At 71.9% G+C, this 24,049-nt stretch carries 19 protein-coding genes; 10 read left to right on the top strand and 9 right to left on the bottom strand.

Translation table 11 applies throughout. From position 1 onward, the window contains the following. A partial coding sequence (locus tag ACFWNV_RS31815) for a GtrA family protein (protein WP_383953756.1) occupies nt 1-522 on the bottom strand: 522 nt, incomplete at its 3' end. 224 nt (nt 523-746) lie between these two features. Here ACFWNV_RS31815 and ACFWNV_RS31810 point away from each other — a divergent pair. From ACFWNV_RS31810 to ACFWNV_RS31795, 4 genes are all read left to right on the top strand, one after another. Continuing rightward, nucleotides 747-1,886, top strand: coding sequence for a 5-(carboxyamino)imidazole ribonucleotide synthase (locus tag ACFWNV_RS31810; protein WP_383953754.1), 1,140 nt, complete (start codon nt 747-749; stop codon nt 1,884-1,886). Further along, a complete protein-coding gene (purE, locus tag ACFWNV_RS31805; RefSeq protein ID WP_383953752.1) occupies nt 1,883-2,419 on the top strand; it encodes a 5-(carboxyamino)imidazole ribonucleotide mutase in 537 nt (178 codons plus the stop codon). The genes ACFWNV_RS31810 and purE overlap by 4 nt, the downstream gene beginning before the upstream one ends. Further along, nucleotides 2,416-3,618 carry a dipeptidase gene (locus ACFWNV_RS31800; RefSeq protein WP_383953751.1) on the top strand — a complete coding sequence of 401 codons (1,203 nt, stop codon included), beginning with the start codon at nt 2,416-2,418 and terminating at the stop codon, nt 3,616-3,618. The genes purE and ACFWNV_RS31800 overlap by 4 nt, the downstream gene beginning before the upstream one ends. A gap of 204 nt (nt 3,619-3,822) precedes the next feature. After that, nucleotides 3,823-4,908 (top strand): membrane dipeptidase, encoded by a 1,086-nt coding sequence (locus tag ACFWNV_RS31795; RefSeq protein WP_383953749.1) that lies wholly within the window; start codon nt 3,823-3,825, stop codon nt 4,906-4,908. A gap of 15 nt (nt 4,909-4,923) precedes the next feature. Here the strand turns inward: ACFWNV_RS31795 and ACFWNV_RS31790 are convergent, their stop codons facing one another. Both ACFWNV_RS31790 and ACFWNV_RS31785 read right to left on the bottom strand, forming a co-directional pair. Continuing rightward, entirely contained in the window at nt 4,924-6,222 is a 1,299-nt protein-coding gene (locus tag ACFWNV_RS31790; protein ID WP_383953747.1) for a glycosyltransferase 87 family protein, read from the bottom strand. Between the two features lie 164 nt (nt 6,223-6,386). Next, on the bottom strand, nt 6,387-7,739 hold the full coding sequence (locus ACFWNV_RS31785; protein WP_383953745.1) for a UDP-glucose dehydrogenase family protein: 1,353 nt from the start codon (nt 7,737-7,739) through the stop codon (nt 6,387-6,389). Nucleotides 7,740-7,991: 252 nt separating this feature from the next. On the opposite strand from ACFWNV_RS31785, the gene ACFWNV_RS31780 reads away from it, so the two are divergent. From ACFWNV_RS31780 to ACFWNV_RS31770, 3 genes are all read left to right on the top strand, one after another. Further along, the gene (locus ACFWNV_RS31780; RefSeq protein ID WP_266878075.1) at nt 7,992-9,164 is read left to right on the top strand and encodes an acyl-CoA dehydrogenase family protein; all 1,173 of its coding nucleotides are present in this window, start codon (nt 7,992-7,994) and stop codon (nt 9,162-9,164) included. A gap of 144 nt (nt 9,165-9,308) precedes the next feature. Next, entirely contained in the window at nt 9,309-9,959 is a 651-nt protein-coding gene (locus ACFWNV_RS31775) for a hypothetical protein (protein WP_383953743.1), read from the top strand. Nucleotides 9,960-10,092: 133 nt separating this feature from the next. Further along, nucleotides 10,093-11,175: a sugar phosphate nucleotidyltransferase gene (locus ACFWNV_RS31770; protein ID WP_383953741.1), complete on the top strand. Its 1,083-nt coding sequence runs from the start codon at nt 10,093-10,095 to the stop codon at nt 11,173-11,175. A 50-nt stretch (nt 11,176-11,225) separates the two neighbouring features. On the opposite strand, the gene ACFWNV_RS31765 is transcribed toward ACFWNV_RS31770, so the two are convergent. Then, on the bottom strand, nt 11,226-12,596 hold the full coding sequence (locus ACFWNV_RS31765) for an LCP family protein (protein ID WP_383953739.1): 1,371 nt from the start codon (nt 12,594-12,596) through the stop codon (nt 11,226-11,228). A gap of 307 nt (nt 12,597-12,903) precedes the next feature. Here ACFWNV_RS31765 and ACFWNV_RS31760 point away from each other — a divergent pair, with 307 nt between their 5' ends. Continuing rightward, nucleotides 12,904-13,446 carry an acyl-CoA thioesterase gene (locus ACFWNV_RS31760; protein ID WP_383953737.1) on the top strand — a complete coding sequence of 181 codons (543 nt, stop codon included), beginning with the start codon at nt 12,904-12,906 and terminating at the stop codon, nt 13,444-13,446. A 41-nt stretch (nt 13,447-13,487) separates the two neighbouring features. Here the strand turns inward: ACFWNV_RS31760 and ACFWNV_RS31755 are convergent, their stop codons facing one another. Continuing rightward, the gene (locus tag ACFWNV_RS31755; protein WP_383953735.1) at nt 13,488-14,849 is read right to left on the bottom strand and encodes an LCP family protein; all 1,362 of its coding nucleotides are present in this window, start codon (nt 14,847-14,849) and stop codon (nt 13,488-13,490) included. 303 nt (nt 14,850-15,152) lie between these two features. Between ACFWNV_RS31755 and ACFWNV_RS31750 the strand changes: the two genes are divergently transcribed. Continuing rightward, nucleotides 15,153-16,178: a glycosyltransferase family 2 protein gene (locus ACFWNV_RS31750; RefSeq protein WP_383953733.1), complete on the top strand. Its 1,026-nt coding sequence runs from the start codon at nt 15,153-15,155 to the stop codon at nt 16,176-16,178. An 89-nt stretch (nt 16,179-16,267) separates the two neighbouring features. Here ACFWNV_RS31750 and ACFWNV_RS31745 read toward each other — a convergent pair whose 3' ends face one another. The 4 genes from ACFWNV_RS31745 to ACFWNV_RS31730 all read right to left on the bottom strand — a co-directional run bounded on the left by ACFWNV_RS31745 (nt 16,268) and on the right by ACFWNV_RS31730 (nt 22,235). Next, the gene (locus ACFWNV_RS31745; RefSeq protein ID WP_383953731.1) at nt 16,268-17,980 is read right to left on the bottom strand and encodes an LCP family protein; all 1,713 of its coding nucleotides are present in this window, start codon (nt 17,978-17,980) and stop codon (nt 16,268-16,270) included. A gap of 101 nt (nt 17,981-18,081) precedes the next feature. Further along, nucleotides 18,082-19,818 carry an LCP family protein gene (locus tag ACFWNV_RS31740; RefSeq protein WP_383953729.1) on the bottom strand — a complete coding sequence of 579 codons (1,737 nt, stop codon included), beginning with the start codon at nt 19,816-19,818 and terminating at the stop codon, nt 18,082-18,084. A 222-nt stretch (nt 19,819-20,040) separates the two neighbouring features. Continuing rightward, nucleotides 20,041-21,306, bottom strand: a complete 1,266-nt coding sequence (locus ACFWNV_RS31735; RefSeq protein ID WP_383953727.1) for an LCP family protein — start codon at nt 21,304-21,306, stop codon at nt 20,041-20,043. 179 nt (nt 21,307-21,485) lie between these two features. Beyond that, complete coding sequence (locus ACFWNV_RS31730; RefSeq protein WP_383953725.1) at nt 21,486-22,235, bottom strand: TIGR03089 family protein; 750 nt, start codon at nt 22,233-22,235, stop codon at nt 21,486-21,488. Nucleotides 22,236-22,385: 150 nt separating this feature from the next. Between ACFWNV_RS31730 and ACFWNV_RS31725 the strand changes: the two genes are divergently transcribed. Next, nucleotides 22,386-23,825, top strand: a complete 1,440-nt coding sequence (locus ACFWNV_RS31725) for a peptidoglycan recognition protein (protein WP_383953723.1) — start codon at nt 22,386-22,388, stop codon at nt 23,823-23,825. Nucleotides 23,826-24,049: the final 224 nt, after the last annotated feature.

The raw sequence follows: 24,049 nt of genomic DNA, 5'->3' as shown, positions 1-24,049 counted from the left end.
GGCTGTGGGAGCCCCCGGAGCCCCCGGAGCCTGGCCGTCACGCTGCTCGACGACCAGTGAGGCCGCGGGCGGCGCGGGCAGCGCCTTGAAGACCCAGGTGCGGTAGGACCAGAAGCGGAACACGGTCGCGATGCCGATGCCGGTGAACTTGAAGAAGTTCGAGGCGAGCGGCCCGTCCCAGTGGAAGCCGTACGTGGCCGTGAAGAGGATGCCGTTCTCGATCACGAGCCCGATCGCGCTGAACGCGACGAACAGCCCGAGCTCACGGGTGCGGCCCGCCCCGGTCCGGTCGGCCCGGTCCCGGTAGGCGAAGTAGCGGAAGCCCAGGTAGTTCGTGACGATGGCCACCAGGGTGGCTATCACGCTCGCGCGCACCACCTGGAGGTCGGTGACCTGCCGGATCAGGTTGAAGACGCCCAGGTTGACCAGGACTCCCAGCCCGCCGACGGCCCCGAACCTGGCGATCTCGCGTGCGAGCCCGCGCACGCGGTCGAGGACGGATCCGCTCTCCGGCTTGCTCATATGAGGCTCAGTCCTGTCTTCGGGGCCCCCGTATGAGGCGTCACACGTTCACATCACACGTTTGACCCGTGCGCGCCCATGCTAAGTGTCGCCCCATCGGTACGTCTGCGCCTTCGGACACCGTGCGACACACGGCACACCCGCCACGCACGACCGCCGGGTACCGGCCAGGGGCGCCCCGATGCGGGTCCGGATGGCGGAATACCGCCGGATACCCTGGAGGAGTGACGTTCCCGGTAGTCGGCATGGTCGGCGGCGGACAGCTCGCCCGCATGACCCACGAGGCGGGTATCCCCCTCGGCATCAGATTCAAGATCCTCAGTGACACCCCACAGGACTCGGCGGCCCAGGTCGTGAGCGACGTCGTCATCGGCGACTATCGCGATCTGGAGACCCTCCGCGCCTTCGCGCGCGGCTGTGACGTGATCACCTTCGACCACGAGCACGTGCCCATCGCGCACCTGCGGGCCCTGGAAGCCGACGGCATCCCCGTCCGCCCGGGGCCCGACGCGCTGGTGCACGCCGCGGACAAGGGGGTGATGCGCGCCAAGCTCGACGAGATCGGCGCGCCCAGCCCCCGCCACCGGATCGTGAGCGATCCGGCGGACGCGGCGGCCTTCGCCGAAGAGGTCGGCGGGTTCCCCGTCATCCTCAAGACGGTGCGCGGCGGGTACGACGGAAAGGGCGTGTGGTTCGTCCGTACGCAGGCGGACGCCGAGGCCCCGTTCAAGGCGGGCGTCCCGGTCCTGGCCGAGGAGAAGGTGGACTACGTCCGCGAGCTCGCGGCCAACATCGTCCGCTCCCCGCACGGCCAGGCCGTGTCCTACCCCGTCGTGGAGTCCATCCAGGTGGACGGGGTCTGCGACACGGTCATCGCCCCCGCCCCCAACCTCTCCGAGGCCCTCGCCGGCGAGGCCCAGGCCCTGGCCCTGCGCATCGCCAAGGAACTCGACGTGACCGGCCACCTGGCCGTCGAGCTCTTCGAGACCACCGACGGCCGGATCCTGGTCAACGAACTGGCGATGCGCCCGCACAACAGCGGCCACTGGACGCAGGACGGTGCCATCACCTCCCAGTTCGCCAACCACGTACGGGCCGTCCTGGACCTCCCCCTCGGCGACCCGCGCCCCCGCGCCCGCTGGACGGTCATGGCGAACGTGCTCGGCGGGGACTACCCCGACATGTACGCGGCGTACCTCCACTGCATGGCCCACGACCCGCAGCTGAAGATCCACATGTACGGCAAGGACGTGAAACAGGGCCGCAAGGTCGGCCACGTCAACACCTACGGCGACGATCTGGACGATGTGCTGGAGCGCGCACGTCACGCAGCCGGCTACCTCAGAGGAACCATCCAAGAATGAGCACCTCCGCAGCAGCTCCCGTCATCGGCATCGTCATGGGCTCGGACTCCGACTGGCCCGTCATGGAGGCCGCCGCCCAGGCCCTCGACGAGTTCGAGATCCCCTACGAGGTCGACGTGGTCTCCGCGCACCGGATGCCGCGCGAGATGATCGCGTACGGGGAGCAGGCCGACGGGCGCGGCCTGAAGGCGATCATCGCGGGCGCGGGCGGGGCGGCCCACCTGCCCGGCATGCTCGCCTCCGTCACCCCGCTGCCGGTCATCGGCGTTCCGGTCCCGCTGAAGTACCTCGACGGCATGGACTCCCTGATGTCCATCGTCCAGATGCCGGCCGGGATCCCCGTGGCCACCGTCTCGATCGCCGGGGCCCGCAACGCCGGGCTGCTCGCCGTACGGTTGCTCGCCGCGCACGACCCGGAGCTGCGGGCGCGCATGACCGACTTCCTCCAGGACCTCAACGACCAGGCCACCGAGAAGGGCAAGCGGCTGCGCAGCAAGGTCGCCGGCCAGGAGTCGTTCGGATTCGCCAAGTGAGCCCCGCAGGGGCGGCGGACGCGTCCGCGCACCTGGACGCGGCGCGCGAGCTGCTCGCCGAGCACCCGGTCGTCGACGGGCACAACGACCTGCCCTGGGCCCTGCGCGAGACGGTCCGCTACGACCTGGACCGGCGCGACATCGGCCGCGACCAGAAGGGCCACCTGCACACCGACATCCCCCGGCTGCGCGCCGGCGGCGTCGGCGCGCAGTTCTGGTCGGTCTACGTGCGCTCCGACTACGCGGGCGACGAGGCGGTCAGCGCCACCCTGGAGCAGATCGACGTCGTCGCCCAGCTGATCGACCGTTATCCGCACGACCTGGTGCGGGCGCTGACGGCCGACGACATGGAGGCGGCGCGCGCCCAGGGCCGGATCGCCTCGCTGATGGGCGCCGAGGGCGGGCACTCCATCAACAACTCGCTCGCCACCCTGCGCGCCCTGCACCAGCTCGGCGTGCGGTACATGACGCTCACGCACAACGACACCATCGACTGGGCGGATTCGGCGACCGACGAGCCCCGGCACGGCGGGCTCAGCGAGTTCGGCCGCGAGGTCGTCCGCGAGATGAACCGGATCGGCATGCTCGTCGACCTCTCGCACGTCGCCGCGACCACGATGCGCGACGCGCTCGCGGTCACGGCCGCGCCGGTGGTCTTCTCGCACTCCTCGGCCCGGGCCGTCTGCGACCACGTGCGCAACATCCCGGACGACGTGCTGGCGCTGCTGCCGGCCAACGGCGGGGTCGCGATGGCCACGTTCGTGCCCAAGTTCATCCTCCCGGCAGCCGTGGAGTGGACCCTGGCCGCCGACGAGAACCTGCGCGCGCACGGCTTCCACCACCTCGACACCACCCCCGGGGCGATGGCCCTGCACCGGGCCTTCGAGGAGGCGCGCCCGCGCCCGGTGGCCACCGCCGCCACGGTCGCCGACCACCTCGACCACATGCGCGAGGTGGCCGGCGTCGACCACATCGGCATCGGCGGGGACTACGACGGCACCGCCTTCACCCCGGCCGGGCTGGACGACGTGGCCGGGTACCCCAACCTGGTCGCCGAGCTGCTGGCACGCCGCTGGTCGAAGGCCGACCTGGCCAAGCTGACCTGGTCGAACGCGGTACGGACGCTGCGCGACGCCGAAGCGGTGGCGCGCGAGCAGTCGGCCTCCCGGGGCCCGTCCAACGCGGTGCTCCCGGTGTGAGGCCGAGGAGCCCCGCCGCTTCCTGACCGGCCCGCCCGGCGGATCGGGTGTACGGGCTGTGACCAGCGAACACTGCCGGTTACACCCGAACGCCACATCCGCCGGGCGCCTCGGGCGTCCCACATGTCACGGTGGCACCATCTTCCCTGCTTCTCTCCCGCTGCTTTTGGCACCGACACAGCCGCCGAGACCGGAGCGCACGCCATGGCCGACCTGCAGGACGAACCGCACGCGAACCCGGTGACCCCCGTGGGCCCGGGCTCCCTAGGAGCCGAGGATCCCCCGGGTCCACTGCTCCCGGGCGCCCTGGACCGGGCCGCCGCACTGCTCAGCGTCCATCCCGTCGTGGATGGCTGCAACACCCTCGTCCGGACCCTGCGCGAGAGTCCGTACCACGACATCGAGACCTCGGACGCGGGCGTCGACACCGACATCCCGCGGCTGCGCGCCGGGGGAGTGGGTGCCCAGTTCTGGTCGCTGCTCATGCCGCGCGAGGCCGCGGCCACCGACCAGGTGGTGTCCGACACCCTCGAACAGATCGACGTGGCGCTGGCCCTGATGCGCCGTTATCCCGACAGCCTCTGCCTCGCGCTGACCGCCGACGACCTGGCGGACGCCCGCAACCGGGGCCGCATCGCCTCCTTCCTCGGGCCCGTGCCCGGCCGCACCCTGACGGACTCGCTGGGCGCGCTGCGCGCCTTCCACGCGCTGGGCGTACGGATCCTCGCGCCGGCCGGGGCGCCGTGGGCGATGGAGGGGCTGACGGCCTTCGGCCACGAGGTGGTCAAGGAGACGAACCGGCTGGCGATGCTGCTGGACCTTCGGGGCTGCCCGCCCGCGCCGGCCTGCCAGCTCGCCGCGGCCTCCAAGGCGCCGGTGATCATCTCGCACACCGGGGCGGCCGCCCTCACCCCGCACCCGGAGAACGTGACCGACGAGGTGCTGCTCGCGCTGCGGGCGGCGAACGGCCTGGCGATGGTCAGCTTCGACACCGCACTGACCGGGGACTCCCTGCACGCGGTGGCGGACCACGTGGAGCACGTACGGGCCGTCGCGGGCCCCCACTGCGTGGGCCTGGGCGCCGGCTTCGGCGCCGAGCCGGGCACCCCGCGCCCGGCGGGACTGACGGACCCCTCGGGCTACCCGCGGCTGATCGCGGAGCTGCTGGAGCGCGGCTGGCCGGAGACCGACCTGGCGCTGCTGACCTGGGGGAACGCCCAGCGGGTGGTGCGGGACGCGGAGTTCACGGCCCGCGCGGCGCAGCACCGTAGGGCGTCCGGAGCGGCCTGAGCGCCCGAGCGGTCCTCAGACGCGTGCCGGAACCCCGGCTCCGGCCTTGGGCGCCGGGGTAACGGAGGCCCCGGCGTCCGCCCCGGACCCGGCTGCGGGGACGGGGCTCACGCTCGCCCGCCACAGGCGCAGGCAGGACCAGACGGCGGCCCAGGCCAGCAGCCCGTTGCGGAGCACCAGGAGGAAGGTGCCGAAGCCGGTGCCCGGGAGGATCTCCGAGCCGTAGGTGAGCGGGTAGATCGCGGTGCTGAGCGCGGTCGAGGCGACGATCAGCCAGGCCACCGGCCGCTGCGTGGTGTGCTTGCAGGTGAGGCAGACGGCCGCGAGGCCGACCAGCCAGATCAGGTACTGCGGGCTGAGCACGCGGCTGGTGATGGTGAAGACGAGGATGGCGCACAGCGCGGCGTCCAGCGGGGTCGCGGTCGTCCAGCGCCGGGCCTTCACCCGCCACAGCAGCAGCCACGCGAACCCGACGACCGTGAGGCCGACGGAGAGCAGCGCGACGCTGGAGACGTACGGGCCGAGGTACTCGTAGGCGCCGTAGCGGACTTCGACCTTCCCGGACCAGGCGCCGACGAGCTTGCCGAACATCAGGGCCGAGCCGCCGAGGGATTCGACCTGGATGCCGCGGTTGCCCTGGTTGCCGAGGAAGCCGAGGGTGTCGCGGAAGAACAGCGCGAGCACGGCGAGCAGGACGGCCCCGGCCGCCACGGCCGAGACCACGGCGTCGCGGGTGGTGCGGCCGCGCGGGGTGCCGATCAGCGTGAGCAGCGGCCAGACCTTGACCAGGGCGCCGATTCCGGCGAGGACTCCGCCGAGCTTGCGGCGGAAGCGCAGGCACAGCAGCGAGCCGACGGCGAGCAGGGTGACCTGGAGGTCGTAGCGGCCGAAGGGCAGCGACAGCAGCAGCGGCAGCGTGGTCAGCCACAGCACGGCGCCGGCCAGGCTGCCGTCGGTGCGCCGGGCGGCGCGGACCAGGCCGACGCTGATCAGCGCGTCGCAGATCACGGTGAGCGCGACGAAGGCCTGGAAGTAGCTCAGGAAGGGGAGCAGGTCGGGCGACAGGAAGATCGCCGCCGCGGCCGGCGGGTACTGCCACATGACGTCGTCGTGCGGCATGGTCCCCGTGACGAGCACGTCGTACCAGTTGTTGTAGGTCTGGGTGATCTCCACGCGCACCGAGGAGGTGCCGTGCAGGTTCACCACCAGGAGGATCACCATCAGGGTCCGGGTGGCCAGCCAGAAGCCCGCCATGGCCAGGCGGCCGGCGCGCCCCCGGAGTGCGGAGTCGATGGTCCTGCTCGTACTGGTCATCGGCCGTGAGTCTAGCGATCCCATGCGCGCGCCCCGGCGGCTCCCGCCAACGATCCGGTGACGAGATGTGAAACCGCGCATTCCGGAACGAAGCGGATCAAGGACCGCCGGGGGAAGGACCGGGAGGTCAGGCGCGGGGCCGGGCGTGGAGATCCGCGCCGAGGTCAGGCGCGGGGGCGGCCCATCGCGCGGTAGGTCCAGCCGGCGGCGCGCCACAGGGCGGGGTCGAGGGCGTTGCGGCCGTCGAGGACGAGCCGGTCGGTGACGACCTCGCCGAGGGCCGCGGGGTCCAGGTCGCGGAACTCCCGCCATTCGGTGAGGTGCAGGACGACCTCGGCGCCGCGGGCGGCGTCCAGTGCGGTGTCGGCGTACCCGAGGGTGGGGAAGACGCGGCGGGCGTTGTCCATGCCCTTGGGGTCGTAGACGGTGACCTGGCCGCCCTGGAGGTGGATCTGGCCGGCCACGTTCAGCGCGGGGGAGTCGCGGACGTCGTCGGAGTCCGGCTTGAAGGTGGCGCCCAGTACGGCGACCCGCTTGCCGAGGAAGGAGCCGCCGACGGCGTCGCGGGCCAGCTCGACCATGTGGCCGCGGCGGCGCATGTTGATGGAGTCGACCTCGCGCAGGAAGGTCAGGGCCTGGTCGGCGCCGAGCTCGCCGGCCCGCGCCATGAACGCGCGGATGTCCTTGGGCAGGCAGCCGCCGCCGAAACCGATGCCGGCGCGCAGGAACTTCTTCCCGATGCGCTCGTCGTGGCCGATGGCCTCGGCCAGCTTCACCACGTCGCCGCCGGCGGCCTCGCAGACCTCGGCCATGGCGTTGATGAAGGAGATCTTCGTGGCGAGGAAGGAGTTGGCGGCCGTCTTGACGAGTTCGGCGGTGGGGAAGTCGGTGACGACCAGCGGGGTGCCCTCGCCCATGGGGATCGCGTAGACCTCCCGCAGGAGCTTCTCGGCGCGTTCGCCCCGTTCGTCGTCGACCCCGATGACGATCCGGTCGGGGTGCAGGGTGTCCTGGACGGCGAAGCCCTCGCGCAGGAACTCCGGGTTCCAGGCGAGCTCGATCTCCTCGCCGGCCGGAGCCAGCGCGGTCAGCTTCGCGGCGAGGCGCTCGGCGGAGCCGACGGGCACCGTGGACTTGCCGACGACCAGGGCGGCCCGGGTCAGGTGCGGGGCGAGCGATTCCACGGCGGAGTCGACGTAGCTCATGTCGCAGGCGTACTCGCCGTGCTTCTGCGGGGTGTTCACGCAGACGAAGTGGACGTCGCCGAAGGCGCCGACCTCCTCCCAGGAGGTGGTGAAGCGCAGCCGGCCCGTGGAGCCCGGCAGTCCGGCCACGTGGGCGGCCAGCAGCTCCTCCAGCCCGGGCTCGTACATGGGGACGCGGCCGGCGGCGAGCATGGCGATCTTCTCCGGCACCACGTCCAGTCCGAGCACCTCGAAGCCCAGCTCCGCCATTGCCGCGGCATGCGTCGCACCGAGGTATCCGGTGCCGATCACAGTGATCTTGAGGGGGGCCATGAGTGCTCCTGGAGGTGCGGGGCCGTTCGCGGCAACCGAGCATAGTCGGGCCGGTGACCGGGGATGCATTCCGGAGTCCGTCACCCGTCCGCCACCCCGCGGACACCGCGCCGCCGCCCGCCCGATGCCCCCCACCGGCCCCGCTGTCACGCAACTCACGTGCGACGCCCGTGTCGCGGTCGCCGGACGGACACTAAGCTTGGGCTACTTAACGGTAGTTAACACCACGCACCACCTGGGGAGTGAGAGATCTTGGCGGGTTCTGCCGACTTCGACCTGTACCGCCCGGCCGAGGAGCACGACATGCTCCGCGAGTCCGTCCGCGCGCTCGCCGAGGCGAAGATCATGCCCTTCGCCGCCGCGGTCGACGAGGAGTCCCGCTTTCCGCAGGAGGCCCTGGACGCCCTCGTCGCCAGCGACCTGCACGCCGTCCACGTGCCCGAGACCTACGGCGGCGCGGGCGCCGACGCCCTCGCCACCGTGATCGTCATCGAGGAGGTGGCCCGCGTCTGCGCCTCCTCCTCCCTCATCCCGGCGGTCAACAAGCTCGGCTCGCTCCCGGTGATCCTCTCCGGCTCCGAGGAGCTCAAGGCCAAGTACCTCGGCCCGCTGGCCAAGGGCGACGCGATGTTCTCCTACGCCCTCTCCGAGCCCGACGCGGGCTCGGACGCCGCGGGCATGAAGACCCGCGCCGTGCGCGACGGGGACTTCTGGGTGCTCAACGGCGTCAAGCGCTGGATCACCAACGCCGGCGTCTCCGAGTACTACACGGTCATGGCCGTCACCGACCCGGAGAAGCGCTCGAAGGGCATCTCGGCCTTCGTCGTCGAGAAGTCCGACGAGGGCGTCTCCTTCGGCGCCCCGGAGAAGAAGCTCGGCATCAAGGGCTCCCCGACGCGCGAGGTCTACCTCGACAACGTCCGCATCCCCGCCGACCGCATGATCGGCGCCGAGGGCACCGGATTCGCCACCGCGATGAAGACCCTCGACCACACCCGCATCACCATCGCCGCCCAGGCGCTGGGCATCGCCCAGGGCGCACTGGACTACGCCAAGGGCTACGTCCAGGAGCGCAAGCAGTTCGGCAAGCCGATCGGCGACTTCCAGGGCGTGCAGTTCATGCTCGCGGACATGGCCATGAAGATCGAGGCCGCCCGCCAGCTGACCTACTCGGCCGCGGCCCGCTCGGAGCGCGTCTCCGGCGGCGGCCCGCACGAGGACCTCACCTTCTTCGGCGCCGCGGCCAAGTGCTTCGCCTCCGACGTGGCCATGGAGGTCACCACGGACGCGGTCCAGCTCCTCGGCGGCTACGGCTACACCCGGGACTACCCGGTGGAGCGCATGATGCGCGACGCGAAGATCACCCAGATCTACGAGGGCACGAACCAGGTCCAGCGCATCGTCATGGCCCGCAACCTGCCGTAGGCAGGCCGCCCGGCCGTGTGAAACGTCGGCGCCCCCGGCATATGCCGGGGGCGCCGCGTGCGCCCCGTACGGCGTGGCTAGGCTGTGCCGCCCGGCCGGTCCTCGGTACGGGCTCAGGGGTGGGTTTCGGGGCGGGGAACGAAGATGTACGAAGAACGTGACATAGCGGGACTGATGAAGCAGATCGCCCGGCAGGACGTCCTGGAGATCGGCTCGGAGGGGTCCGTCGCAGCCGCCCGCGGGGCCGCACTGGCCCACATCGCCGAGAGCTACGGCTTCGAGTACCACGAAACGCTCCGCACCGGCCACAAGAAGGCGTACGTCCTGGTCCGGATGTACCGGGACCCGCGGCCCGAGGCCAGGGCCCGCGAGGCGGCCGCCCTCACCGCCCACCCGCAGGCCGGCAACGGCGGGACGGTACCGGGGATGCGGCCGGGCACGCTCAAGCCCCTGCCCGAAGGGGCCGGGGCCGTCGCCCTGATGAAGGACCGGATCCTGTTCGACACCATGGCCGCCGCGGCGGACAAGCGCCAGCAGCTGATCGCGTACGGATCCTGCGTGTTCCTGGCCCTGCTCATGCTGCTCGTCGGAGAGCCGGTCCTCGCCCTGGTCGTCGGCGGCCTGCTCACCGCCTTCCTCTTCGGCGCCTTCCGGATCGGCACGGTCCGCCGGAGCCGGATCGCACAGCGGCTGCAGGACGCCGGGTACCTCCAGGTGCGCGACGAGCGGGGAACACAGCGCTTCCTGCGCCCCGGCCAGCAGCTGCCGGGCCACGCCAACCCCTTCGCCTCCTGACCGCCGTGACCGCCACGACCGCCCTGAGCAGCGGCGAAGACGGCCGCACACATCGGGCGGCAGCCCCCTGGGGACCCCCCGGATGGGCTAAATTTGGACCTTCGTACGCCGGAACCGGTTGGGGAGAACGCAAATGACGGAAGCGATCCTGCTGGTCGGCGGACAGGGGACGAGGCTGCGCCCCGTCACGGTGAACACGCCGAAGCCGATGGTCCACACGGCAGGTGTTCCCTTCCTCGCCCACCAGATAGCCCGCGCCGCCGCCGCAGGCGTCACGCACATCGTGATGGCCACCTGCTACCTCGCCGAGGTCTTCGAGCCCTACTTCGGGGACGGCTCCGCCTTCGGCGTCCACCTGGAGTACGTGGTCGAGGACGAGCCCCTCGGCACCGGCGGAGCCATCCGCAACGCGGCGCGGCTGCTCACCGGCGGCCCGGACTCCTCGGTGCTCGTCTTCAACGGGGACATCCTCACCGGCCTGGACATCGCCGGGCTCGTCGAATCGCACAAGGCGGCCGACGCCGACGTCTCCCTGCACCTGGTGCGGGTCGACGACCCGCGCGCCTTCGGCCTGGTCCCCACCGACGCCCACGGGCGGGTGCTGGCCTTCACCGAGAAGCCGCAGACGCCCGAGGAGATCATCACCGACCAGATCAACGCCGGCTGCTACGTCTTCCGGCGCAGCGTGATCGACACGATCCCGGCCGGCCGGTCCGTGTCCGTGGAGCGCGAGACCTTCCCCGGCCTGCTCGCCTCCGGGGCGGTGCTGCACGGGGTCACCGAGAACACGTACTGGATGGACCTCGGCAAGCCGGAGGCGATCATCCAGGCCTCCGCCGACCTGGTCCGCGGGGTCGTCCCCTCCCCGGCCGTCCCCGGCCGCCGCGGCGAGTCCCTCGTCCTGCCCGGAGCCCACGTCGCGGCCGGCGCCAAGCTGTCGGGGGGCACCGTCGTGGGCGCCGGGGCCCGCATCGAGGCGGGTGCGGTCGTCCAGGGCTCCATCGTCATGTCGGACGCGGTCGTCGGCCCGGACGCGCAGGTGTCCGCCAGCCTGATCGGCGCCGGCGCCTCGGTGGGCGCACGGACCGTACTGGACGCCGCCGTCATCGGTGACGCGGCCGTCGTGGGGGCCGACAACGAGCTCCGCGCCGGCGCCCGGGTCTGGTGCGGGGCGCAGCTGCCCGACGCGGCGATCCGCTTCTCCTCCGACGCCTGAGCCGGTCGAACGCGGGCGCCCCCGCCTGGGGGCGCCCGCCACCGTGATGATCAGTTCCCGCGGACGGTGACCTTCTCGTCCTTCTGGATCTGCTGCACCAGCTGCTGCACCTTCGCCTTGTCCCAGACGAGGTTGCCGCCGCGCTGACCGGAGATCGGCATGTTCATGGACACGCCGTCACCGCTGCTGATGCCCTTCATCGCGAAGAACATCGACCCCATGTCCCACAGCCCCATGTCCTTGTCCACGATCAGCGTGTCCAGACCGGCGCCCAGCACCGGGTAGAGCGCGAACGGGTTGAGGATCGTCGTCGGGGTCGCCGCCTGGCTGGCCAGCGCCGACAGGAACTTCTGCTGGTTCTTGGTCCGCTGCAGGTCCGACTCGGCGAAGGCGTAGCGGGTCCGTACGTAGGCCAGCGACTGTTCGCCGTTCAGCGTCTGGGTGCCCTCCTTGAAGTCGGCCCCGGACTTCTCGTCCTTGAACCCCTTCTCGATGTTGAGCTCCACCCCGCCCAGCGCGTCCACGATGTTCGCGAAGCCGGCGAAGCCGATCTCCGCGTAGTGGTCGATGCGCAGGCCGGTGTTGAACTCCACCGTCCGCACCAGCAGCTCCGGGCCGTCCTCCGCGTACGCCGCGTTCAGCTTGACCCGCCGCCCCTGGCCCGGGAACTTCTTGCCCGACTCCGAGCCGACGAAGGAGGGGATCTCCACGTCGGAGTCACGGGGCAGGGAGATCATCGTGTTCCCGCTGGAGCACTTGGCGAGGATCATCATCGAGTCGGTGCGCTTGCCCTCGGCCGAGCCGGTGTGCAGCTTCTTCTTGTCCTCGGCGGACATGCCCTCGCGGCTGTCGGAGCCCACGATCAGGTACGTCGTGCAGTCGCCCTCCTTCGGGCGCTCGATGACCTTGGAGAGGTCGACCTCGCGGCGCACGTTGGAGTCGGCCCAGAAGTAGGTGCCGATGCCCGTCACGAGCAGGCCGGCGACCAGCACGATCGAGCCGATCTTGATCCGCTTGCGCCAGTCCGGGGCGGGCCCCGCCGGCCGGGCCGGGCCGCCGGGCCCGCCGGGACCGCGCCCGCGCGGCCCGCTGGGCGGCTGGCCGCCGCCGTAGACCTGGCCGGTGTTGTAGCCGCTGTCGTAGCTGTCGCCGCCGCTGCCGGCGCCGTACGAGCCGTCCTGCTGCGGAGGCACGTAAGCGGGCCCGCCCGGCGGCTGAGCCGGGCGGCGCGGGGGCTGCTGGGGCTGCGGAGGCTGCTGCGGCTGCCGGGACGCCTGGGGGCCGGGGCCGGGGCCGGGCCGCTGGACGTGCCTCATCCGCCGTGCGCCTTCCGGCTCCGCCCGGCCGCTGCCGCGCCCGTACCCGTCATCGCGGCGGCCCCGCTGGTCCTGCTCGCCGCTCCACCCGTCCCAGTCACTCATGTGCCCAAGAATGCCTGGCAGGGAGTACCGCGGAACACCCCCGGCGGCTCTTCGTACCGCTGCTGTTGCAGAGCTGACACCAGCGAGCCGCACTTAGGGCGTGTCTTTCGGATCAGGCCGGGCCCGCGGCGCCCGGCACCGCGCCTCGCCGCGTTGTCGTCACTCGCCGACTTCCCCAAGCTCTCGGCTTCGCTCGAGCAGGGGAGACCCCATTCGCGTCGACTCCCTCCTTCGCCTTGCGATGCACGGCACCGGCCACCGCAGGCTGACCCGGCCTGATCCGAAAGACACGCCCTAAGCTGTCTCCATGACAGAGATACCGGGCGAGCTGCCGGGAAAGCCGATCTCGGCTTCCCGCACCACCCTGAGCCACATCATGACCGCCAATGACACCAACCTCCTCGGCACGGTGCACGGCGGCGTGATCATGAAGCTGGTGGACGACGCGGCCGGCGCCGTGGCCGGCCGCCACTCCGGCGGCCCGGCGGTCACCGCCTCCATGGACGAGATGGCCTTCCTCGCCCCGGTCCGCGTCGGCGACCTCGTCCACGTCAAGGCCCAGTGCAACTGGACGGGCCGCTCCTCCATGGAGATCGGCGTACGCGTCCTCGCGGAGCGGTGGAACGAGTCCACCCCCGCCACCCAGGTCGGCAGCGCCTACCTCGTCTTCACCGCGGTCGACGCCGAGGGCAAGCCCCGCCAGGTCCCGCAGGTCATCCCGGAGACGGAGCGCGACGAGCGGCGCTTCCAGGAGGCCCAGATCCGCCGCACGCACCGGCTCGCCCGCCGCCAGGCCATCCGCGACCTGCGCGAGGAGCGGTCCGCGCAGGGGCTGGACGCCGACGTCTAGTACGCCGCCAGTACGCCGCCCCGGGGACGGCCGCTCTCCGGTCAGGAGCCGCCGCAGACCACCTGGTCGCCGGTGACCACACCGAATTCGCCCTGGTACGGGTCCTCCGCGCGCACCGCCACCACCTTGCGGTAGTCGGCGCCCGCGATCACCACCACGGTCCGCCCCTGCCCGCGCACGGCCCGCAGCTCGCTGCCCGGCAGCGCGGTGGACACCGTACGGGCCGACCGGTCCCAGCGCGGGTCGTACGTGATCACCGTGCGCTTGACGTCCCGGCTCGCGCCGTTCCCCGGAGCCCGGGTGGTGTCGAAGCCGGTGGCGCGCAGCGCCGAGTCCACCCGGGTGCCCAGCCCGTCGATGCGGGTGCCGTTCTCCACCTGGATCCGGACCTGCCCCGGCGGCACGTCCACCGGCACCGCCGGCTGGCGGCGCACCGGCTTGCCGGGGGCCGGGGCCGGGGACAGCGGCCGGTCGTCGCGCAGCGCCTGGAAGAGCTTCGCCGCCTTGCCCTCGTCCCATTTCACCGTGGAGCCGATGCCCTTGACCGGGAAGGACGGGTTCCCGACGGGGACGGAGGCGAACTCCGAGGACGAAGGGGTGAAATCGCGCATGGCCTGGCCGAGCGCCAGCATCTGCTCCGATCCGAAGCCCCGGTCGGCCCGGACCGAGCTCAGCAGGGTGGAACTGACCTGCTTGAACTTGACGGGGTTGAGCAGCACCCCGCCGCCCGTGGCCTGCTTGATCAGGGCCGCGATGAACCGCTGCTGGCGCTGCATCCGCCCCAGGTCCGAGGCCCCGTCGACATGGCGCGAGCGCACGTACTGGAGCGCCTGGCCGCCGCTGAGCCGGTGGGTGCCGGGAAGCAGGTCGAGGCCGGTGTTGGGGTCCTTCATGGTCTTGGCGGTGCAGATCTCCACGCCGCCCATGGCGTCGACCGTCTTCATGAAGCTGGTGAAGTCGACCTCCAGGTAATGGTCGATCTTCACCCGGGTCATGCTCTCGACGGTGCGCACGGTCAGCTGGGGCCCGCCCTCGGCGTAGGCGGCGTTGAGCTTCACCGGGTGGGCACCGTGCGGTTTGCCGCTGGAGCCGTCCACGTGCGCGGGCAGCTCCACGAAGCTGTCCCGGGGGAGGCTGACCACGCTGGCCCGGGCCCGGTCCGCCGAGAGGTGGACCAGCATCACGGTGTCGGTGCAGTGGCAGGGCGCGCCGCCCAGGCGGTACTCGCGCTTCTCCTCGGGGGTGATCTTGTCGCGGCCGTCGGTGCCGACGAGCAGGAAGTTCACCCCGTGCCCGGCCTGCGGGCGGTTTTTCATGTCCTTGAAGGGGTCCACCCGCTGGATCCCGGTGTCCAGCCCGGTCATCACGGCGTGCCCGAGGGCCCCCGAGCCGAGCACGAGCACCGACAGCCCCGCGGCGAGCCGGACCCCCCAGCGGGGTCTGTCCGCGGGCCGGTTCCCGGCTGCCCGGGGCCCGGCCGGACCGCCTGGCCGCGGCGCGCGCTGCGACGGCCGGGCGGACCGGGCGGGCAGGGCGGGTCGGGTGGGACGGTGCGGCTGGGGCACGGGGGACACCTCGCACGTTCGGCAGATTCGTCAGAACAGTAGGCCCATACGATCAGCCGTTGTCCTTACTGCTCATCCGGCGCGCACCCGGTTCCCCCGTACGCGGTAACGTGACACCGATACCCGACCTTGAAGGACCACATGCCCGCCCAGCAGCCCGCAGTCTCGGTGATCATGCCGGTACTCAACGAGGAGCGCCATCTGCGCAACTCGGTCCACCACATCCTCGGACAGGAGTACGGGGGTGAGATGGAAGTGGTGATCGCGCTCGGGCCGTCCAGGGACCGTACCGATGAGATCGCCGCCGAGCTGGTACGGGAAGACCCCCGGGTCCACACCGTCCCGAACCCCACCGGCCGGACCCCTGCCGCCCTCAACGCGGCCATCCAGGCCTCGCGCCATCCGATCGTGGTCCGCGTGGACGGCCACGGCATGCTCTCCCCCAATTACATCGCCACCGCGGTCCGCCTCCTGGAGGAGACCGGGGCGCAGAACGTCGGCGGCATCATGCACGCCGAGGGCGAGAACGCCTGGGAGGACGCCGTCGCCGCCGCGATGACCTCGCGGATCGGCGTCGGCAACGCCGCCTTCCACACCGGCGGCAAGGCGGGCCCCGCCGACACCGTCTACCTCGGGGTGTTCCGGCGGGAGGCCCTGGAGGCAGCCGGCGGGTACAACGTGGAGTTCGTCCGCGCCCAGGACTGGGAGCTGAACTTCCGCATCCGCGAGGCCGGCGGGCTGATCTGGTTCTCCCCGGAGCTGAAGGTCCAGTACCGCCCGCGCCCCTCGGTTCGGGCGCTCGCCAAGCAGTACAAGGACTACGGGCGCTGGCGCCACGTGGTGGCCCGCTACCACTCGGGCTCCATCAACCTGCGCTACCTCGCCGCACCGGCCGCCGTCTGCGCGATCGCCGCCGGTGTGGTCGTCGGAGCCGCCGTCACCCCGTGGGCCTTCGTCCTCCCCGCGGGCTACCTCGCGGCGATCACCGTCGGCTCGATCCCGGCCGGCAAGGGGCTGTCCCTCAAGGCCCGGCTGCGGATCCCCGTCGCGCTGGCGACCATGCACGTGTGCTGGGGCTACGGCTTCCTGACCAGCCCGCGCTCCCTCGCCGCCAAGGTCATCGCGAGCCGCCGTCCGTCGGTGAACCGGGACCCCGCAGAGCTCTGAGCGGCGTACGCACACGAAAGGGGTGACCCGGTCCGACGAGGACCGGGTCACCCCTTTCGGTGTGTGCGGGGCGTTGTCGGCCCCTCAGCTCACCAGGTGAACGGACCGTAGATGTCCATGCAGCTGGTGTCCGTGCCGTTGAGCACGTCGGCCGACTCCGGGACCGAACCGGCCTCCGGCGGCGCCTGCACCGGGTAGGTGGCGCCCTCGCGCCAGTCCGCGCCCACCAGCACCGTGATCCTGGCGGCCGCGGCCGACTTCTGCACGGAGGTGGCCGGGATGCCGAGCGCCGCGGCCACGCCCTGCGCGTCGGCCGCCTGGGCGTCCGTGGCGTAGCGGACGACCGTCGCCTTCTCCGGGGTCAGCGCGCTGTCCGCCTTGGCCAGGGCGAAGCCCTTGGCGACCAGCTCACCGGCGATGGCCGTGGCCCGCTTGCCCACCGGCGGCGCTCCGACACCCGTGCCGTTGACCACCTGCACGGCGATCTTCGCGGGGTTGGAGGCCGGCGGCGCGGAAGACGTCTGCGGGGCCGGGTCGGTCGACTGGGCGGGGGCCGAGGGGGACTGGCTCGCGCCGGGCTGCCCGCTCTCGGCCGGCGCCGGGTCGCCGTTCTTGTCCATGGCGATGTCCTTGCGGAGCAGCTCCCAGACCCTCTCGGCGTCCGTGGGGTTGAGGATCAGCCGGTCCTTGTCGCTCGGGGCCTGCAGCACCGGGATCGTGGCCGACGTGATGCGGTTGACCGGCACGTCCTTGAGCAGCAGGGCGAGGTCGAGGAGCTTCTTGACCGTCCCGATCTCGTCCGACACCTGCAGCGCCTTCGTCGCCGCCTCCGCCAGGCCCGTGAGGCGGGGGAGGTCGGTGAAGGCGTTCTGGCTCTTGAGCCCGCGCATCATCGAGTTCATGTACATGTGCTGCGCCTTGGCCCGGGCCATGTCACTGCCGAAGGCGTGCCGGGTGCGCAGCCACTGGAGCGCCTGCTCGCCCTGGACCCTGTGGGTGCCCGCCGTCAGTTTGAGGCCGGAACCGCCCGTCCCCGACCCCGGCTTCGACTGGTCGAAGACGTTCTGGTTGACGCAGACGTCGACGCCGCCGATCGCGTCGGCCATGCTGACGACACCGGCGAAGTCGATCATCATCCAGTGGTCGATGTAGATGTTGGTCAGCTTCTCCCAGGTGGCCAGGGTGCAGCCCGGACCCCCGTTGGCGAGGCTCTCGTTGATCATCGTCTTGGTGGCTTTGTACTTCTTGCCCGTCGCGGGATCGGTGCACTCCGGGATGTCCACGAGGGTGTCGCGCGGAACGGTGGTGACCGAGGCGTTCTTCCGGTCGGCGGATATGTGGACCAGCATCTGCACGTCGGCCCGCGCGGGGTCGCCGATGTTGTCCCAGCCCCCGCCGAGCTTCGCGTTCTCCTCGTCACGGACGTCGGAGCCGAGCATCAGGATGTTGATCGGACGCCGGCCGGCCGCGTCGGCCTCGCCGCGGGCGACACCGCTGTCGCCGCTCAGGCGCTGGCCGCTGCGGATGTTGCCGTTGAGGTGGCGGTAGTAGAGGTAACCGGCCGCCGCCGTCCCGAGTATGAGCAGCGCCACGATGGAGGCCGTCCAGCGCAGTACGCGGCGGCGCCCCCGCCGGGTCGGCCGCTTGCCGCCTGCGCCCCCGGCCCCGCCACCGCGGCGGTGGCCGGAGCCGGACCTCGGCGCGGGTACGGCGCTGGTCGCCGTCGGCCGGGTGCCGGCGCCGGATATGCCGTTGCCGGCCCGGCCCGGCGCCCCCTCCCCTTGCACGCTGCTGTGCCTCACGCGTCCCCCATCACGATCACTCTGTGTCGGTAGTGTGCCGGTCCGACGGACCCCGGCACGTCATTGCGTGACCGCGGGGGGCCGGCCGGCCCCCCTGTCGGTCACTTGGCGCAGACGGACTTGTCCGCCTCGACCCGCTGGACGCCCTCGGGCGCCTGCTCGGGCGCCGTCATGGAGACCCCCGCCCCCTTGAAGTCGGCGCCGAGCGTCAGCTTCATCGGCGTCTTGGGCGCGGCGTCGGCCGTGCCCATCTTCAGCGCCGTCGCCGGCAGGCCCATCATGTCCGCCAACGCCCTGGCCTGGTCGGCCTGGTTGGGTGCGTACTCCAGCTGCGTGGCGTCCACCTTGGCGGGCGCGTTGCCCAGGTTGCTGGACTTGGGCACCCCCTTGGTGTTCTGCAGCCAGTTCAGGGTGCCGGACGCGGATCCGGCCTTGCCGCCGCCGTTGTAGACGTCCACCCGGACGTCCTTGGCCGCCGCGCGGTTGCCCTGGAGCAGGGCGTCCGCCTTCGCCTTCGAGTCGGCGTCCGCCGCGTCCTTCGCCGCCTGTTCCTTCTTCTCGACCTCGGTGAGGGAGACGTCCCCGCGGATCATCTGCAACAGCGGTTCGGACTGCGCCTGATTGACGACCACGGTGGCTTTGACCTTCTCCGCCGGATTGTCGAGCACCGGAAGCGTGGTGAAGGTGATGTTCTTGAGGTCGATGTTCTTCAACTCGCCCGCAAGATCGGTGAGTTTTCCGATCGAACCTATCCCCGAATCCACGCTCAGCGACTTCGTGGCGGCTTCCGCGAGGGAGAAGAACTTCTTCGGACTCGTCAGCGTTTCCTTGGACTTCATCTCGCGCATCATCGAACTGAGGAACTGCTGCTGCGTCTTGATGCGGTCCAGGTCGCTCTCGTTGCCGAAGGCGTGCCGGGTCCGTACGAAGGCCAGCGCCAGCTCGCCCTGCAGCCGGTGCTCGCCCGCCGTCAGCTTGAGCTTGGAGTCCTTGTCGTTGACGTCCTTGGCCACGCAGACCGGCACCCCGCCGACCGCCGTGCTCAGGTTCTTCACCGCGTTGAAGTCGACCATCATGAAGTGGTCGACCTGGATCCCGGTGAGCTCGTTCACCGTGCGCATCGTGCAGCCCGGGTCGCGGCCCGCCTGCCCGAGGCTGGTGTTGAAGCGGGCCCCGCGCTCGCCGGGGATGTCCTTCGTCGAGCCGTCCGGCTGCTTCGTGGGGCAGACCGGCACGGTGGTGATCAGGTCGCGCGGGATGGACAGCGCCGTCGCGTTGGAGCGGTCCTTCGACACGTGGAAGAGGATCGTCGTATCGGCGTGGCCGACGCTGCCGGCGTCCCCGTAGCCCTCGTTGCCCGCGCCGCTGCGCTTGTCCGTGCCGATGACCAGGATGTTGATCGGCTGGTCCTTCTTGAAACCGCCGCTGGTGCCCGCGTCGCCGATGTCGGTGACCCTGATGTTGCCGTTCAGGTGCTGGTAGTAGAGGTACCCCGCCACCGAGCCGCCGACCAGCAGCACCGCCAGGGTTCCGCCGGTGATGGTCAGGGCCCGTTTGCGGCCGCCACCACCGATCTTGCGCGAACGCCCGCCGCGCCGGCCGCCGCCGGGCGGAGGAGCGTCACCGCGGCGCGGCCCGGGAACCCCGGGGGAGGGGGCGGCGGGGGAGCGGGGAGGAACGGGGGCTCTGCGGGGCGCCCCGCGGGGAGCGGACCGCTGCGACGGCGCTTGCGCAGCGGTGTCTTCCAGTCGCAGCTCGTAGTTGCCGGTGCGAGGGTTCAGTACCCATTGATCTGCGGGGTCGATCTCATCGGCCCGTCCACGGCTTTGCGCATCCACGGTTTGCTCGAATCCTCCGTCGGTGCTTCGCGACGCGCCTCCCCCAGGCGCACGGTCAACGATCCGGCTGCTGGCGCAAGGCCTCTGTGCTGGCCGGGCGCCGGATCGCTCACCTTATCCGGACAGGTTCGCCGCAAACCATGCTGGTGATGAATTCCACGCACTTACAACGGGGCAATCTCCCCAACAAGCTCGGCCCGGGCACCGGCTTTTGGGATTGCTTTACCGGCAGTCGGCCACCCCGGCGGTGGTGCCGGTGAAGGTGGGGACGGGGGTGGAGGGCTCCGCGGTTCCCGGGCGGTCCGCCTTGTCGTCGGCCGCCGCCTCCGCCTCCGCCGCCTCCTCCCGGACCCGGTCCCCGTCCCGGTCCCCGTCCCCGTCGTCCGGACGCGAGACCGGAGCGGGCGTGCCCGTGGCCTCGGGCGGGGCGATGGTGAGCGGCTGGTCCGCCCGCAGCCGCTGGAAGAGCTGGGACGCGTCCGGCTGCCGCAGCTCGTCCCGGTTGCGGTTGGCGGCGTACGGGCGGCGCGGCACCGTGAGGAACTTGATCTGGTCGGTCGGGATGTCGCGCACGCCCCGTACCAGTTCGTACAGCCCGCGCAGCGAGGCCAGCCCCGGGTCGGTGGTCACCGAGGAGGTCGCCGCGTCCAGCAGCGGGTACAGCCGGGCCGGGTTGAGCAGCACCCCGTTGCTCTGCACCTTCTTGACGAGCGAACCGAGGAACGCCTGCTGGCGCTCCATCCGCTCGGTGTCACTGCCGTTGCCCAGGCTGTGGCGGGCCCGTACGAAACCCAGCGCCTGCTCGCCCTGGAGGGTCTGCCGGCCCGCCGGCAGCTTCAGCTTGGCCTCGGTGTCGTCCACCGGCCGCCGCAGGCACACCTCCACCCCGCCGATGGCGTCCACCATCTTCTTGAAGCCGCTGAAGTCCAGCACCATGTGGTGGTCGACCCGGATCCCGGTCATCGCCTCCACCGTGCGGATCGTGCAGGCGGTCCCGCCCCACTCGTAGGCCCAGTTGAACTGGGCGAACTGCTCCGTGGTGCGGCTGCCGTCAGGCTTCAGGCACGCGGGTACCTCCGCCATCAGGTCCCGCGGTATCGACACCGCCGTCGCGCTCTTCCGGTCCGCCGGCAGGTGCAGCAGGATCGTGGTGTCCGAGCGCTGCGTGCCCTGGTCCTGCCCGTACCGGGCGTTGCCCGGACCGGTGCGGGAGTCCGAGCCGATCAGCAGGATGTTCTGCGCGCCGCCCGCCAGGTGGACCGGGCGCTCCTTGTCGTAGCGCCGCAGCTCGGCGGCGGCCGAGGTGTCCTCGGCGATGTTCCCGTCGAGCTTGGAGTAGATCCACCAGCCCGTGCCCGCCCCGACTACGGCCAGCAGGCCGGTCCCGGCGCCGATCCAGCGCAGCAGCCGGCGCCGCTTGCGGCCGTTCGGAGGCTGTTCGCCTCCGGCCGCATCGGTGCCGCCCGGTATGCCCGCGCTGTCCGTCACTCGCGTTCCGTCCCCTCACCCGAACCGGTACGGGCCGTACGGGTGAGTACGGCCTGTGCCGATCCTGCCCCCGGGGCATCGCTGCGGCCCGGGGGCACGGCCGTGTATAGGGCCATGTGGGTGACAAATCGCCCAGATCCGGCATTGGGCGGTGTGGGTGACGGCGGGCCCGGACCGGATCAGGCCGTGTGGGTGACCCGCTCGCTCTCGATCCGCTGCGCCAGCGCCGAGTCCGCCAGCTCACCGGCATTGCGGCACAGCACCACGGAGCCGCCCGTGGCCAGGGCCGCGTACAGCCCGGCGGAGAGCCCCTCCCAGCTGTCGTAGCCCTGCCGGGACAGCACCCGGGCGCCCTCGCCGAAGCCGAGCTTCTGCGCGTCCTCGCGGGCCCGCTCGCAGATCCGGGCGTACGAGAGCTCCTCGCCGCCGACCACCAGACCCGGGCCGTCCGCGTCCACGGGCTGGAACGGGGCGAACCGGTCGCCCTGCCCCGGCACCTCCACCGCGTAGTCGGCGAAACCGGCCGGCGGCTGCGGGAAGCGCCCGCCCAGCGGCCGCAGCGCGAGCGCCACCCGCTCGCCGGAGCACGCGGCGGCCTCCTCCAGCGTGTCCGGCCCGCTCACCACCAGATCGGCGCCGGCCGGATCCCCGCCCACCTCCGCCACGACCCCGACGGAGGCGCAGGCGAGCAGCCACACGGCGCTCTGCCAGTGCGCGGGGAGCAGCAGGGCGAGCCGGTCGCCGGGCTCGGCGCCCAGGTCGCCCTGGAGCAGATTGGCGGTCTTGGCCACCCAATTGGCGAAGGTGGCGACGGACAATTCGACGCGCTCGCCCGTGGCGTCGTCGTAGAAGGTCACGAGCGGGCGGCCGGGATCGGCGGCGAGCGCGGATCGCAGCAGGTCGGCAGGGGTGCGGTCAGTGGCGTTCACGAACCAGAGCCTACGCGGGCCGCCCCGCGCCCCTGCGCCGTACGGCCGCAGCACGATCCCCCGTACGGAGGAGGGGTATCGGCGCCGGGACCGGACGGTACGTCAGCTCTCGGATGGCGCCGGCCCCGGGCAGTCCCCAGCATCCTTTTCATGCGTGCATTCCTTGCTTCCTCCATCGGCGTCGCGACGGCTGCCGCACTGGCCCTGCCGCTCGCGCTCCCCTCCACCGCCCTCGCCCGCCCGGCAGCGACGCAGTCATCGGCCGGGGCGGCATCGGCAGCCCCCGCGGCCCCGGTGGCCCCCGCCGGATCCACCCAGTCCCTGCCGCTCGCCCCCGTGGGACCCGCGGCGGACCGCCCCACCGGGGTACCCGGCATGAGCACCTCGCCCCGGCTGCCCGAGACGCGCGGCCTGTCGGCGCGCGAGGTCAAGACCTTCTCGCTGGTCGGCGTCGTCTGGGACGACGCGAGCACCCAGCTCGACGGCACCGTCCAGGTCCGCACCCGCTCCGTGGCCACCGCGGCCTGGTCCGACTGGCAGGACGTCGACACCCACAACGGCGAACACGCCGCCGACCCCGACACCGCGGAACGGGGAACCGGCCGCGTCCGCGGCAGCACCGCCCCCCTGTGGGTCGGCCAGTCCGACGGCATCGAGGTCCGCGTCCAGGCGGAACCCGGCGGCCGCACGGTGAGCAGCGGGCTCCCCACCGGCATGCGCATCGAACTGGTGGACCCGGGAGACTCCTCCCGGCCCCCCTCGGACGCGAAGAACGGCAACGCCGGAGAAACCGCGCCCGCGGTCGACGACGACGACAAGGGCGAGCTGGCCCTCCTCCCCGGCATGACCATGGAAATGGCGGAGTCCTCCTCCGCCAACGTCCCCATGGCCCCCCTGGGCGCCCAGGAGATCCCCGCCCTCAACAAGGCCGACTCCACCGCCGACGCGGTCCTCGCCGACGAGGCCCTCGCCGCCGCCCCGTACATCGGCCCGCGCCCGAAGATCGTCACCCGGCTGGGCTGGGGCGCGGACGAGAACCTGCGCGAGAAGGGCTTCGTCTACACGAACACGGTCAAGGCCGCCTTCGTCCACCACACCGCCTCCGGCAACAACTACGCCTGCAAGGACGCCCCGGCCGTCCTGCGCAGCCTGTACCGCTACCACGTGGTCAGCAGCGGCTGGCGCGACATCGGCTACAACTTCGCCGTCGACAAGTGCGGCACCGTCTACGAGGGCCGGGCCGGCGGAGTCGCCAAGGCGGTGCTCGGCGCGCACACCATGGGCTTCAACACGGACAGCATGGGCGTCGCCGTCATCGGCACCTTCACCTCCACGGCCCCGCCCAAGGCGGCGGTCGACGCGGTGGCCCGCCTCACGGCCTGGAAGCTGGGCCTCTTCGGCGCGGACCCCCGCGCGAAGACCACCCTCCGCTCGGGCGGCGGCAACCTCTACGCGAAGGGCAGCAACGTCCGCCTGAACGTCATCTCGGGCCACCGAGACGGCTTCGCCACAGAATGCCCCGGCCGCCTCCTCTACGGCCAACTCCCCCCCACCCGAACCGCCTCAGCCAAACTCCAGGGCCGCCCGTGAGCCCCGTTCCTTCTTGACGCTCTGCTCGCACCATTCGGCCCTGGCGGGCCTCATGGGCTTCGCATCGCTGCGCCGGACTCCGTCCGTCGGTGGCGGGTCGGGGCGCTCGCCACGGCCGTCCCGGCGCGGGGTCCGGTGGGCGGGTGCGGCTGAGTCGGCCCTGCGGGGCAAAATCCCCTACCCACCCTTCCCCCCGTACCCCCGGGGCCCCCCCCCCCCCCCCG

The organism is Streptomyces sp. NPDC058401, from assembly GCF_042722885.1.
GTDB lineage: Bacteria > Actinomycetota > Actinomycetes > Streptomycetales > Streptomycetaceae > Streptomyces.
The sequence above is the reverse complement of the archived record's forward strand: the minus strand, read 5'-3'. Positions and strand labels throughout refer to the sequence as shown.